This window comes from Paludisphaera sp. (genome assembly GCF_037189885.1).
Lineage (GTDB): Bacteria > Planctomycetota > Planctomycetia > Isosphaerales > Isosphaeraceae > Paludisphaera.
Genome location: NZ_JBBCIR010000073.1, coordinates 15,235 through 29,836 on the forward strand (window position 1 = coordinate 15,235; position 14,602 = coordinate 29,836).

At 73.7% G+C, this 14,602-nt stretch carries 4 protein-coding genes; 2 read left to right on the forward strand and 2 right to left on the reverse strand.

Annotation, left to right across the window (positions count from 1 at the left end; translation table 11 throughout):
* Positions 1-2,985 carry a tetratricopeptide repeat protein gene (locus WG209_RS19995; RefSeq protein WP_337176856.1) on the reverse strand — a complete coding sequence of 995 codons (2,985 nt, stop codon included), beginning with the start codon at positions 2,983-2,985 and terminating at the stop codon, positions 1-3.
* A 241-nt stretch (positions 2,986-3,226) separates the two neighbouring features.
* Here WG209_RS19995 and WG209_RS20000 point away from each other — a divergent pair, with 241 nt between their 5' ends.
* Positions 3,227-4,396, forward strand: a complete 1,170-nt coding sequence (locus WG209_RS20000) for an HD-GYP domain-containing protein (protein WP_337176857.1) — start codon at positions 3,227-3,229, stop codon at positions 4,394-4,396.
* Here the strand turns inward: WG209_RS20000 and WG209_RS20005 are convergent.
* Complete coding sequence (locus tag WG209_RS20005; RefSeq protein ID WP_337176858.1) at positions 4,377-5,948, reverse strand: hypothetical protein; 1,572 nt, start codon at positions 5,946-5,948, stop codon at positions 4,377-4,379. The two genes, WG209_RS20000 and WG209_RS20005, sit on opposite strands and share 20 nt — an antisense overlap.
* Before the next feature lie 589 nt (positions 5,949-6,537).
* On the opposite strand from WG209_RS20005, the gene WG209_RS20010 reads away from it, so the two are divergent.
* Positions 6,538-14,496 (forward strand): MG2 domain-containing protein, encoded by a 7,959-nt coding sequence (locus WG209_RS20010; protein WP_337176859.1) that lies wholly within the window; start codon positions 6,538-6,540, stop codon positions 14,494-14,496.
* Positions 14,497-14,602: the final 106 nt, after the last annotated feature.

A 14,602-nucleotide genomic window follows, 5' to 3' on the forward strand; every position in this document is an offset into this window, starting at 1 on the left:
TCACTCGCCGACGGGCTTCCGCGCCAGCGCCGCGGCGTAGTCGGGCCGACGTCGGAGCGACGCCAGGTCGGGGTCGTCGACGGCCCGGTCTGGGGGGAAGCCGAGGAGGACCGCCCGGCCCAGCAGGTCGACGGCGCGGGGGGCCTCGCCCAGGATCGCCAGGGCGCACGCCGCGTTGTAGAGGCGGTTGGCCGTCGGCCGGGCGACCAGCCGGGCGACGTCGTCCAGCGCCGCGCGGTCCCCCTGGCGCGCCCGCGCCAGCGCCCGCAGCTCCACGGCCTCGTACAGCGTCGGGTCGGTCGCGATCGCGCGGTCCAGGTGGGCGAGGGCGGCGGTCCGGTCGTCGTCGCAAAGGACGCGGGCCATGCCGTAGTGGGCGAGCGCGTGGGAGGGATCCGCGTCGAGGGCGGCGCGGAAGTCGTCGGCCGCCGCGACGGGATCGACGACGAGCCGGATCACGCCCCGGGCGGCGCGGAAGTCGGGCGACGGCGACCGCGACAGCAGGTCGTCGAAGAGCCGCTCCGCCTCGGCGACCTTGTCCTGGCGGACCAGGGCGTCGGCGAGCGCCGCGGCCAGGTGGCCGTCGCGCCTCCCACGGCCCACCACGGCCCGCAGGTCGGCCTCGGCGCGGTCGGGACGGTCCAGCTCCAGCTCGACCAGGCCGCGGTTGGCGCGGGCCTCCTCGAACGTCGGGTCGAGTTCGAGGGCGCGGGCGTAGGCGGCGCGGGCCTCGTGCGGGCGGCCGGCGCGGGCCAGGGCGAGGCCGCGGTTGAAGTGTCCCCAGGCGAAGTCGGGCCGCGAGACGACGCAGGCGGTGAAGTCGGCGACGGCGTCGTTGTAGCGGTCCTGCGCGAAGTGGCAATGCCCCAGCGCGAACCAGGCCCAGAACGAGCCCAGGTCGGCCTCGGTCGCCGCGCGGAGCGAGCGCTCGGCCGCGGCCACCTCGCCGTCGGCGAGCTGCACCATGCCCAGCGACGTCCAGTCCTGGCTGGAGGCCACGGGGTGGGCCTCGGCCGCGCGACGATCGGCCGCGGCGCCCTCCGCGTCCCCCAGCGCCGCGCGATAGCGGGCCCGGCGGCGGTAGAGGGTCGCGGGGGGGGCGTCGATCGCCCGCTGTAGCCGATCGAGCCGCGCGATGGCCTCGACGAGCGCCTCGCGGCGGGCCGACTCGGGGCCCTTCCTCGCCGTGACGACGCGGGCGTGGCACGCCAGGAGGATCAGGTCGACGGTCGCGAGCCGGACTTCCTCGCGCTCGGCTTCCGTCAGCCGCCGGATCCACGGCCCGCCGAGGACGCCTCGGGCCTCGTCCACCCCGGCGCCCTCCAGCGTCGTCGCGGCCAGCTCCAGCCCCCGGAGGATCCGCGCCTCGTCGCCGAAGGTGTTGAGCAGGAACCGGCACTCCAGCGCGTCGTCCTGGAACTTCCGCAGCTTCAGCCGCGCGTGCAGGCCCTGCATCGCCTCGAAGACATGCCACGCGCCGAACAGCACCACGGCGATGATGACGACGCCCGCGACCCCGACCGAGGATGACGAGCAGGCCGAGGGGTGGCGCCGGGCCCACTTGCGCAGCCGCTCCTTCAAGCTGGGTTCGGGACCGTGCCTCATCGGCAGGTCTTCCAGGAACCGCCGGAGGTCCTCCGCCAGCTCCGCCGCGCTGTGGTAGCGAAGCTCGGGCTCGGGGTCGACGCACTTGGCGACCAGCGCCGCGAGGCTCGGCGGTACTTCGGGCCGGATCGAGCGGAGCGAAGGCGCGCCCGCCCGACGCTCGGCGAGCATCCGGCGGATCGTCGCCAGCGAGCCCCCGGCGGTGTCGGGGCTCGGGAACGCCGGGGCCCCCGCGATCATCTCGAAAAGGATCAGCCCCAGGGCGTAGAGGTCGGACCGCTCGTCCACGGCCTCGGCGGGCGTGACGCCATCCGGGTCGAGCGCGTCCAGGTGCTCCGGCGACATGTAGGGGAGCGTGCCGCCGAGCATCGCGCGCTCGGCCGAGCCCTCCTCCTCCCGCTCGGTCGCCGCGTCCACGGAGAGGTTGAAGTCCAGGAGCATGGGGGTGCCGTCGCCCGTGATCAGGACGTTCGACGGCTTCAGGTCGCGGTGGAGCACCCCTCGCGAGTGGGCGTGGTCGAGCCCCTCGGCGAGACGGGCGACGACCCAGGCCGCGGCGCGGATCGGGTCGGCGTGTCGGAGGAACCGGCGAGTCGGCGCCTGCTCGTCGCGACCCTCCTCCGGCGCGCCGGCCTCGTCCCGGACGTCGCGCGAGAGCCCGAGGGAGAGGAACCGCCGCGACGCGCGATCGGGGCCGGCCGGCCTCGGGGGGACGGCCCCGGGGGGATCGACGCGGAACAAGGCCCCCTCGCGCGACGCCGGCAGCCGCCGCGAGGGCCGGGCCGGCTCGACCGCCCGCGCGGGCAGCCGTCGCGAGAGCTGGTCGAGGGCGTCGGCCAGGCTGCGGCCCCGCGAGTCGCCCCCCCGCGACGCCCACGCCTCCTCCAGCACCTCCGCGAGGTTCGCCCCCCCCAGGTAGGGCATGCAGAGCAGCCGGAGCCCCGTCGCCGGGTCGTCGCGCACCGAATGCACGGGGACGATGTTCGCGTGCTGGAGCCGGGCCAGCGACTGGGGCTCGTCCCCCTCGGCGCGGGAGATCTTCAGCGCGACGGCGCGGCCCCCCAGGCTCCCCTCGTGGGCGAGGAAGACCCGGGCGAACGCCCCGCGGCCAAGCTCGACGATCAGCCGGAAGCCGCCGATATCGTCGCCCGCCTTGAGCGACTCGACCGCGGCCTTCGCCCGGGAGGCCTGGCCGGTCGTGGAGGGTCCCCGGTCGTCGAACGCGCCGGCGTAGTCGCGGGTCGCCTCGAAGTGGGCCGCCGACGACGACCGCCGCTCGGGCCGGGCGGCCGAGGTCGCGGGGAGCATCGACTCGAGCGATCGCTCGGAATCCAGCTCCCAGGCCGCGAACAGGGCGTCGTCCGGCTGATCCACGGCCATTCTCCAGCCTCCCACCCTCGCGATCGATCGCCCCGGGACTCGCCGAGGACCTCCATCCAATCCCTAGGCCGAGGGGGCGGGGCTGTCCAGCGCGTGGCGTCATGTCAACGCGGCGGCGGCATTCGACGGCACGGCGGCCGGGCGTGTCCTAGTCTTGATGATGGAAGACTCATGGACCAGCGCCGGTCATCGGCGGCCGGCCGCGGGAGGACGGATTATGGGCTCGGATGTGGCCGGACGTATGAGGCGGGAAGGCTCGGCGACGGACGATTGGTCCAGGCCCGGCCCGACGGGGATCGCGCCGGACTCCAACGCGCGGCTGCCCGACGACGGCGAGGAGGGGGAGCACGTCGTGATCGGCCGCCTGATCCGGCGGCTGAAGATCTCCGACCCCCCGGCGCGGTTCCAGGCCCTGGCGACCAACGTCCTGCGGGCATCGATCGGCGTGGAGGCCGCGGCGTGGGTCCCGGCCGGAGAGCACGAGGACGTGATCGTGAGCGGGGCGGTCGAAGGCATGACCTCGCGGTGCTATCGGCTCCTCGGCGGGTCGCCGGGGCGCGACGGCGTCCACCTCGCCGACGCCCCCGAGGCCGCCCGCGTCGCGCTCGCGCCGCCGTCCGTCCGTGGGTTCGCCGCCGTGGGGGCCGGATCGGCCGGCGCCCTGGTGGTCGTCAACCCGGTCGAGGGGAGGGCGATCGGCGCGCTGGAAATCGAGCGTGGCCAGTACGTCGCCTCGCTGATCGCCGCGCAGTCGCACAACGCCCGCATCTACGCCGACCTGAAGGATCTCCTGTTCGGGATCATCCGGGCCCTGACCGCCGCCATCGACGCCAAGGATCCCTACACCTCGGGCCACTCCGAGCGCGTCGCCCGGATCGCCGTCCGGATCGCGGAGGAGATGGGGATGCCCCCCCACAAGCGCAGCGACCTCTACCTGACGGGGCTCCTGCACGACGTCGGCAAGATCGGCATCGACGACGACGTGCTGAAGAAGGTCGGCGCCCTGACGCCGGAGGAGTACCGCCGGATCCAGGAGCACGTCGAGATCGGCGTGACGATCCTCCGCGACCTGAAGAAGCTGCGGCACATCCTGCCCGGCGTCCGTCACCACCACGAGAGCCTGGACGGCACCGGCTATCCCGACGGCCTCGCGGGGGACGAGATCCCGATCGAGGCGCGGATCCTCGCCGTGGCCGACTCGTTCGACGCCATGTCCAGCAACCGGCCGTACCGCCGGCGGCTCTCGCCGATGCAGATCGACGACATCCTCGCCAAGGGCCGGGGAAGCCAGTGGGATCCCGAGGTCGTCGACGCGCTCCACGCCTGCCGGATGGACGTGGAGGCCATCCGGCAGAAGGGGCTGGGGGACAGCCTCTTCGGCGTCGTCGACGTCACGCTCGGCCGGCGTTGACGCGGCGGCGGCCGCCGACGCGGCGGGGCACGCGGCGGAACTTGCGGCGGGCGAGCGCCAGGAGGTCGGGGTAGAGGGGGCCGGACGCCAGGCCCATGCCGACCAGGAAGCCCAGGGCGCGGCCGGCGATCCCGGCGCGGGCGACCTCGGGCTCCTCCTCGTCGGGACGGGCGGGGTCGGCCGGCGGGGCGACGTCCCGCGCGGCCCCCAGCGCGCTCGCGGCGACCGCCTCGGCCTCCATCGACCGATCGCCGGCGCTGAGGCCGGCGACCACGATCGGGACGCCGCCGGGGCCGCGCAGGGCGATCATCGGCGGGTCGGCCTGGGCGGCGGCCTCGCCGCGGCTGGGGGCGGGGGATGCCGCCCCCGGATCCACGCGCGAGCCGAGCGCCGGCGGGACGTCGGCCCCCGGCCGCGCGGCGCGGTCGGTGGATGGCGTCGGCTCGTCGGAGGCCGTCGCCAGGGCGGGGCCCATCGCCGCGGCCGTGCGCGAGACCAGCGGGCCGAGGAAGATCTCGACGGGACCGTCCTCGGCCGGGTCGACCTGGACCTCTCGACGGACCTGGTCCCGCGCGACCGAGTCGCGCTGGGCCGGGCCGCTCGTCTCGGAGATCTTCGCCGTCTCGACCTTGAACGGTCGCGGGATGATCGAGATCGGCAACTCCACCCGGCCGAACGAGGCCGCGTAGATCGTCTCCCCGACGACCGTCGTCTCGGACGAGCGGGATCCGCCGAAGCCCTCGAATTCGTCCCGCTGGATGTTCAGCTCGAAGTACGAATCCTCCCAGGCCGGGGCCGGGGCCGGGGGCTCGCCGTCGGCGCCGCCCTCGCCGCCGATGTAGGGCGGCGCCTCCTCCGGGTCCTGGTCCGGCGACGGGACGGCCTCCCAGGGGAACGTCGGCGCCAGGAGGACGAGGACCTCGCCCCCGATCGGCGCCCCCTTGATGGCGATGAAGAGGCTCTGGAACTCGCCGTCGCCCAGGAAAGAGACGCCGTGGATCTGCGTCAGCAGCTCCCCCCCTCGGTTTAGCAGCGACACCTGATCGATCCGGGGCACGAACGAATCGCCGGCGCGCCCGGGCTTCAGGTCGAGCGTCAGGGAGCGCGTGCCGGGGCCCACGGGGATGCGGATCGCGGTCGCGTCGCCGCCGATGATCGAGCCGTTGTAGACGTGGCTGGGCGCCCAGGGGACCCGGGGGTAGGACTCCAGCGGCTCCGGGAACGGCCCGAATTCGAGCGGCGGCGCGGGGTCCTCCGTATCGCCCGGCGTGAAGAAGGTTTCGGCCGGGGAGCCCGACGAGATCGAGTTCCCCGCCCCATCCCACACGATCAGCGAGGCCCCCTGGACGGCGCGGGCCAGCCCTCGCGCCCGCCCGAAGACGCTCTCGACCTTGGGGGGGGCGGCCGGACCGGTTTCGAACCCGGCCCAGTCTTCCGCGGGAGGATCCGCGGGCTCGGAGTCCCCGTATTCCGGCGCGGCCGGCCCGGCTTCGAACCCGGCCCAGCCTTCCTCGTGAGGAGCCGGGGGCTCGGCAACCCCGTATTCCGGCATGGAGAAGGCCCGCCCGACCTCCGCCACCGCGGGCGGCAGGAGGGACCGCGTGTCCGCGCTGAGGAGAACCCGATCCTCCAGCGACTCGATCACCCGCGACGAGGGCCGGCGACGCGGGCGCTGGGCGTGACGCTCCGGACGGCCCGTCGCCGGCCGAGACCCCCACCATGGCCCCCGCGAGAATTTCGCCACCTTCGATCTCCGACCGCCTGACTCGTCGAGCGGTTCTCCTGCCCAGATTCTAGCGTTTTCCCGAACCGCGTCGAGCGAACCCGCCGCGAAACATCGGGTCCAGGGCGCGTGGAACGTCCGTGGAGATTCCCGCCTCATGGAATCCAATCGCGAACCGGCGACGCCGGGCGACAAACCCGCCGCATTTTTCCCCAGCACCCCCGACGAGCCGCGAACACGCACGCATTCAGAATCGCCGAGGGGTGGGCCATCGACTAATGATGTTCGGCGTGCGACGTTGAATCTTCGGCGCCGCGTCGCGAGGCGCGGCGCCGTCGGGCCGTCGCGCGCATCCAACAGGGCGTCCGACACGCGCCCGCCGACCCGCTCCCATCATCATCTGGCGGAGGACGACCTCGTGAGGCCCCGAACCTGGCAACGGCACGGATGGATGATCGCCCTGGCGACCGTCGCGGCGACCTACGCGGCCCGGGCCGAGGAGCCGAAGGGGGCCCCGCCCCCCGCCGCCCCCTCCATCCCCGGCGACGTCGTCGCCGCGCTCCAGGGGGGGCGGTTCGGCGAGGCCCGCGCGGCGCTCTCGGACCTGGCCGCGAAGGCCGGCGCCGACGACGACCGGGCCTACCTCGCGTTCCTCTCCGCCGTCGCCGATCGCCTGGACGGCCGCCGAGACGCCGCCCGCGAGACGCTCCGCGAGGCCATGGTCGACCATCCCAGGAGCGCGTGGATCGCCAAGATCCGCTACGAGCTCGCCGCCCTGGAGCTGGCCTCCGGCGAGCCTGTCCGCGCCGAGGAGCTGGCGAGGGCCACGGCCGAGCCCTTGCTGGACGAGGGGCGCAAGGACCGGCTGGCCGACGTCTACAAGTCGTTCGCCCGGGGCCTCCTCAAGCCCGACGACCCGGTCACGCCCGCCGACCCCCAGGCCGCCCGCGACCTGCTGGAGCAGGCCCGGTTGCTGGCCCGGGGCGCCGCCACGAGGGCCGAGCTGACCGTCGAGATTGCCCGCGCCAGCCGCCTCCTGGGGGACCACCCGCGGGCCGTCCAGGAGCTTGAGGCCCGGTTGAAGGACTATCCTTCCGTCCCCGGCCGGTCGGAGGTCCGCTTCGCGCTCGGCGAGGCCCTCCGCGACGCCGGCCGTCCGCTCGACGCGCGAGTCGCCTGGACCGACCTGGCCCGCGACGTGGAGGCGATGAAGCCCGACGCCCGCGAGGCGACCGACGACCGCGCCCGCGGCGACGCCCTCGCCGCCATCCCGTCCACCTACCCCGACCCCGCGGCGGACCCGCGCGCGGCCTCGGGGATCGTCGCCGCGTGGGAACGCCTCCTGGCCTCGTATCCGGCCCACCCCCGCGCCGTCCGCGCCGCGTTCGAGATCGGGCAGGCGAACGCGAGGGCCGGCCGGGCCGACGCCGCGCTCGCCGCCTTCGCCCGGTTCCTGAAAGGCGAGGGCTTCCGGGCCGAATCGGACGAGGCGCGAAAGGACCTGGCCGAGCTATCAATGACCGCGACGTTCCTCTCGGGCCAGCTCCTGCTGGGGCAGGGGAAGCATGACGAGGCCGTCGCCGCCTGGCGCGGATACCTCTCCAAATATCCCGACGGCCCCCAGGGAGCCGACGCCCAGCGCGCGATCCTCGACGCGAGGCTCGCCAAGGCCGACGACCTCGCCAGCCGCGGCCGCGCCGCCGACGCCCGCGCCGTCTGGGCCGAGTTCGTCGCCCAGAACCCCCTCGACCCGCGGGTGCCGGAGATGCTGTTCCGGTCCGGCCAGAGCCACATGCCGGAGAAGCAGTTCGACCAGGCCATCGCCGCGTGGGCCGCGCTCATCGCCAAGTTCCCGGACAGCGAGCCGGCCGCTCACGCCCGGTTCCTCACGGGCCAGATCCAGGAGGTCGAGAAGGGCTCGCTCGCCGAGGCGGTCGAGACCTACAAGCAGGTGAAGATCCAACCCTGGTCCGAGGAGGCGGCCCGTCGGATCGCCGCGATGGAGGCGAAGTCGCTGACGGTGGTCACCCCTCGCTCGTTCCGGAGCGGCGAGGGCCCCTTCCTCAAGGTATCCACGCGCAACCTGGAGCGGCTGACGTTCACCGCCTACAAGCTGAACGCGGAATCCTACTTCCGAAAGAAGCATGGGTTCGGGAACGTCGAGTCGCTGGACATCGGCCTGGTGGCGCCCGACGCCGAGTGGACCGAGGACGTCCCCGGCTTCGCGCGGCTCAAGCCCGTCGAGGCCGAGTACGCGCTGAAGGAGCTGGAGACGCCCGGCGTCTACGTCGTGAAGGTGACCGACCAGAAGACGCTCCAGGCGACGACCCTCGTGGTCGCGAGCGACCTGGACGCGATCGTGAAGACCTCGCGCGATCAGGTCCTCGTCTTCGCGCAGGACATGAAGACGGGGAGCGGGAGGCCGAACGCCCGCGTGCTGGTATCCGACGGCGCGCGGGTGATCCTGGACGGCAAGACGGGCGACGACGGCGTCCTGCTCCACGACTGGAAGGAGCCGCGCGAGCCGAACCAGCGGCTGACGTACCTGCTGGTCGACGGCCCGCACGTCGCGGGGTCGGACCTGGCCGTGCGGCAGGAGGTGGCGCAGGGGCTCACCGCGAGGGCCTATATATACACCGACCGCCCCGCGTACCGGCCGGGCCAGACCGCCATGATCCGCGGCGTGGTCCGCGAGGTCGCCGCCGGCCGTTACGTCGTATCTCCCGGCGCGGCGTATCGCTTCGAGGTCATCGACGCCGCCGGCCGCCGGATCGCGGCGCGCGACGTGACGCTCTCGGAGTTCGGCACCTTCCACGAGTCGGTGCCGGTCGATTCCGCCGCCCCGCTCGGCGGCTACCAGATCCGCGTCTTCCAGCCCGGCAAGGGCGAGTTCGCCGGCTCGTTCCAGGTGCGCTCGTACCAGCTCCAGCCGATCGACGTCGCCATCGAGATGCCGCGGACGGTCTACTACCGCGGCGAGACGGTCGAGGCCGACGTGGTCGTCCGCTTCCAGTACGGGGCGCCGGCGGCGGGCCGGGCCGTCGAGACGACGCTCCCGGACGGCCGGGTCGTCCGCGGCAAGACCGACGCGGCGGGCAAGTTCCACGTCTCGTTCCCGACCGCCGACTTCGCCGAGACCCGGCGCCTCTCGATCGTCGCCGCGCTGCCGGAGGACGGCGTCAACGCGGCGGCGGAGGTGATGGTCGCGGTGGAGGGATTCGCGATCCGGGTGGAGTCCGACCGCGACGTCTACCTCGACGGCGAGACCTTCACCGTCCGCGCCATCACCGCCGACGCCCTCGGCGAGCCGATCGCGCAAGACCTGTCCGCGGCGCTCATCAAGATCGTCGACGACCACGGCCGTTCGGTCGAGCGCGAGGTGGAGAAGCAAGCCTTCAAGACCGACGACCAGGGCCGCGGGAGCGTCGCGTTCCGCGCGGAGGACGATCGCGGCGGCCGGTATGTCGTCCGCGTCGCCGGGACCGACCGTTTCGGCAACGCCATCGTCGCCGACCGCTCGCTGCTCGTCTCCGGCAAGGGTGACGAGACGACGCTCCGGCTGATCGCCGACGATGTCTGGTACAGGGTGGGCGATCCCGCGAAGGTCAACGTCCACAGCCGCGGCCGGTCCGGCCCCGCGCTCCTGACCTGGGACGCGGACCGCATCCTCTCGTACCGCATCGTGACGCTCAAGGAGGGGGACAACGAGGTCGCGTGGGACGTCGACGCCGCGCAGGCCCCGAACTTCACCCTGAGCGCCGCCCGGATGTGGCGCGACCGCCTGGACGACGCCCGGCTCGACCTGTACGTCGATCGCGAGCTGCGCGTGACCGTCGCGCCGACGAAGCCCCAGTTCGGCCCCGGCGAGCCGGTCGAGGTCGACGTGACGACCGTCGACCAGCTCGGCCGCCCGGTCGTCGCGGAGCTGTCGCTGGCCGTCGTCGACACGGCCCTCCTGAGGCAATTCGACGGCGCGATGCCGGGCATCGGCCCCTATTTCCTCAACCGGACGCGCACCGGCGCGTTCGCCGTCTCGTCCACCAACACGTTCCGATACGCGCCGGCGTCGACCCCCGTCGCCAGCGCCGTCGTGGAAGCCGCCGAGCGGGAGCTGGCGATCCTCGCCGACGACTCGACCGCGGCCGAGATGCGCGGCAGGCTGAGCGAACTGGCCGCGGGCCAGGGGGCCCAATGGAACATGCCAGGCCGGGACGTCCGCGCCGCGGCCCCGGCGGGGGAAGGCATGATGGGCGAGGCGCCCGCCATCGCGCTCCGAAACAGGTTCGGCCGGGCTTTCGCGAAGGAGGCGGCCGAGAAGCGAGACGAGGCGGAATACGACATGGCCATGCAGAGCGTGGACAAGCCGAGTTCCGACGGGCGGCCCGCCGCGCCGCGCGAGCGATTCGTGGAGACGGCGTACTGGAACCCGGCGGTCGTCACCGGGGCCGACGGCAAGGCCCGCGTGACCTTCCCCGCGCCCGCGGCGCTCTCGGAGTATCGGCTCACGGCCCGGGGGGTCACGGGGTCGGACACGCTCGCCGGCCAGACGACCTCGACGATCCGCGTGCGTCGCGACTTCTTCGTCGACCTGAAGCTGCCGCCGTCGCTCACGCAAGGGGACCGGCCCCGGATCGTCGCGCGGGTGCATCGCCTGGGCGTCGAGGGGACCGTGGCGCTGAAGCTGGTCGCGAAGTCCGGCCGCGAGCAGGTGTTGCCGAGGACCGTCGAGGTGAAGGGGGACGGCGTCGACGAGGTGGTCTTCGACCCGATCGAGGTCGGCGAGGGGCCGCTCTCGCTGACGCTATCGGCCACGCTGGGGGAGCGGACGGACACGGTCTCCGCGACGGTGCCGGTCCGGCCGTGGGGCGTCCAGGCGTTCGCCTCGGCGTCCGGGTCGAGCGCCGACGGCGCGACGGTCTTCCTCGGGCTGCCGGAAGGGCGCTCGTATGAGAACCCGGCGATGCGGATCGTCGTGTCGCCGAGCCTGGAGCGGATGATCGTCGAGATCGCGATGGGCGGCGGCGTCCGGCCGCTCCCCGGCGAGGCTCGCCCCGCCGTGTGGACATGCTTCCCCCCCGACACCACCGCCGACCGCGCCGCCGACCTCCTGGCCGCGACCTCGGCCCTGGCGTACCTGCGGAGGACGCAGCCGACGAACCTCGGCGACTCGCAACGCCTGGCGGGGCGGATCCAGGGGCTCGTCTCCCAGCTCACGGCATCCCAGCGCGAGGACGGCGGCTGGGGCTGGATGGCCGCCGCGCCCGACCGGCCCGAGAACAACCGGCAAGTCAGCGGGAGCGACCGCTTCACCACCGCCTCCATCCTCTGGGCTCTCGCGAGCGCCGAGGAACTGGGCCTGCTCCCCGACCCGTCCGCGTGCGACAGGGCCGCGGCCTGGCTCCAGTCGGCCTGGGCCGGGACCGCCGACCGCGACGCCCGCGCGGCGATCCTCCACGCGCTGAGCACCCGCAAGCGCGCCAGCTTCGAGGCCGCCAACGCCCTCAATCGCGAGCGCGCCAACCTCTCCAGCGCCGCGCTCGCCCACCTGGCGCTGACCTTCGCGAATCTCAACCGAGCCGACCTGGCCGGCGAGGTCCTGGCGATCCTGGGCCCGAAGGCGAAGGCCGAGACCCCCGCGCCGGGGCGGACGCCGAGGCTCTACTGGGAGGCCGTGGGGCAGTCGGCCGGGGCGCGGTCCACGGCCGAGACCACGGCCCTCGCGGCGCTGGCGTTCACGCGCGTCCGGCCCCAGGCCGACGAGTCGGCGCGGGGCGTGGCGTGGCTGGAGGCCCACCGCCTCGGCCTGGGCTGGAACCCGCCGAAGGCCAAGGGGCCGGCGGTCGCGGCGCTCGCGGCGTTCCACGGCAAGGGGGCCGGCGGCGGCGACCGCTACCGGCTGACCATCACCGTCAACGACCGCGAGGTCGCCGCCATCGACGCCCCGGGCGCGGCCGAGGCCGTCGACGTCGCCGTGCCGGCCGACGCCGTGAAGGCCGGCGACGTCAACCGCGTGGCCTTCGCCATCGAGGGCCGCGGCACGTTCCACTACGCCGTCGCGCTGACCGGCTTCGCCCGCGACTTCGAGCCCGACCAGGCCCGCGACGACCGCCCCGCGTTCGTCGAGCGCCGCGTCTACTGGCCGGCCGCGCCCGAGTTGGACGGCAAGCCGCTCCCCGTCGGCTTCTCGGCCGCGGTCAACCCCTCCACGTTTGAAAACACCGTCACCGGCGCGCAAGTCGGCCGTCGAGCCCGCGTCGGCCTGACCGTCTGGCGGAACGTCCCGGCGGAGGCCCCCGAGTGGGAGCGCGACTTCCTCGTCGTCGAGGAGCCGCTGCCCGCGGGCGCGACGCTCATCGAGGACTCCGTCGTCTCCTCGGCCGCCTCGTACAGCCACGCCGACGGCGTCCTCACCTTCTACTTCCCCCCCGACCGCAACCCGGGCGGGATCCAGTACGACGTGTTCGGCGCGATCCCGGGCAAGTACCGCACCCTCCCCGCGACCGTGCGGAGCGTCGACGAGCCGGGCCGCTTCCACGTCGGCCAGCCCGGCGCGTTCGACATCCGGACGGCCGACGAGCCCGACCCGGTTTCCATCCGCCCCACGCCCGACGAGCTTTACGCGCGGGGCAAGGCGCTGTTCGACGCCGGCCGGCTCGAAGAGGCCGGGCCGCCGCTGGAGACCCTGTTCAAGGACTGGACCCTCCGCGACGACGTGGCTAAGGACACCGCCCGGATGCGGCTCCTCGTCAACATCTCGGCGGGCGACGCCCGCAAGGTCGTGCGCGACTTCGAGATCGTCAAGGAGCGATCGCCCGAGCTGTTCCTGACGTTCGACCAACTCCGGGCGATCGGCCAGGCGTACCGCGACATCGACGAGCACGAGCGCGCGATGATCGTCTGGCGCGGGCTGATCGAGGCCGGCTACATCGAGGACGCCCGCGTCGGCGAGCTGCTCCGCCAGCGCGGCGAGCCGCTGGAGGCGACGGCCTACCTCGTCGACCTGTGGCGGCAATACCCCAACACGCCGGCGATCGAGGCCGACTTCTTCGGGCTCTCCCAGGTGGTCGCCGACGCCGCGACGCGCTCGCTCGACGACCCCGCGCTGCGCCGGAAGATGGCCGCGGCGGGCGTCACGCGGCCCGGCCTGCTGCTGCACGCGGCCCGGATGATCCAGACGTTCCTGGCCCAGTCCCCCGCCAACCCCGCGGCCGACGAGGCGAGCCTCGCCCTGCTGGGGACGATGCTGGAGATCGAGGACTACGAGGCCGCCGTGAAGGCCGCCGCGCGGTTCGCGGCGACGTACCCGAAGAGCACGTTCCTCGACAGCTTCCAGTACAGCCAGGCCCTCGCCGACTTCCACCTGGGCCGTCACGACGAGGCCGTGGCGCTGGCCGAGAAGATCGCCGCCGCGACCTACAAGGACGCCTCGGGCGCGGAGGCCCCGAGCCCCAACAAGTGGCAGGCGGTCTTCATCCTCGGCCAGATCTTCGACGCCCGCCGGATGCCCGGCAAGGCGCTCGAATATTACCGCCAGGCCGCCGACCGCTTCACCGACGCCGCCGACGCCGTAACCTACTACACGCGCAAGGCGCTGAAGGTCGACGAGGTGACGGTCGTCCGCCCCCCCGCCGAGCCGGGCGCCGAGGCGAAGGCCCGCGTCACGCTGACTTACCGCAACGTCCCCAACGTCGACGTGACCGTCCATCCCGTCGACCTGATGCAGCTCTACCTCGTCAGGCGCAACCTCGACGCCATCGCCGGGGTCGACCTGGCGGGGATCACGCCCATCTTCGAGCAGGCCGTCGCGCTCGGCTCGGGCGAGGACTACGAGGACAAGACGAAGGAGATCGACCTCCCGCTGACGAAGAACGGCGCGTATCTCGTGATGATCCGCGGGGGCGACCTGTACGCGTCGGGCGTCGTGCTGGTCTCGCCGCTGGAGGTCGACGTGCTGGAAGAGGCGGGGCCGGGTCGGGTGCGCGCCGTCGTCCGAGACGCCCGGAGCAAGGCCCCGGCCGGCCGCGTCCAGGTGAAGGTGGTCGCCGCGAACGATGCCGACTTCCACTCCGGCGAGACCGACCCGCGCGGCGTTTTCTCGGCCGAGGGCCTCCACGGCGCGGCCACCGTCGTCGTCCGCCGGGGGACGTCCGAGTACGCCTTCCATCGCGGCACGACCTACCTCGGCCAGCCCCCGCAACCCGAGGCGGCGACGCCGGCCGATCGCGGCGAACCGGCGAAAGAGGAGGGCCAATCGCTCGACGCCAACCTCCGCTCGCTCAACCGCAGCAATAACCTGAAGCAGATCGAGCGGCTCCAGAACCGCTACCAGCCCGCCCCCATGCAACCCCCGGGCGCCGCCGCGGGCGAGTTCCGGTGAGGCCGGCGACGCGAGGGAAGGTGCAACCTTTGGAGTCCCCTCTCCCTCCGGGAGAGGGTGGCCCGAAGGGCCGGGTGAGGGTCGTCGGACCTGTAGAGATGGCGGT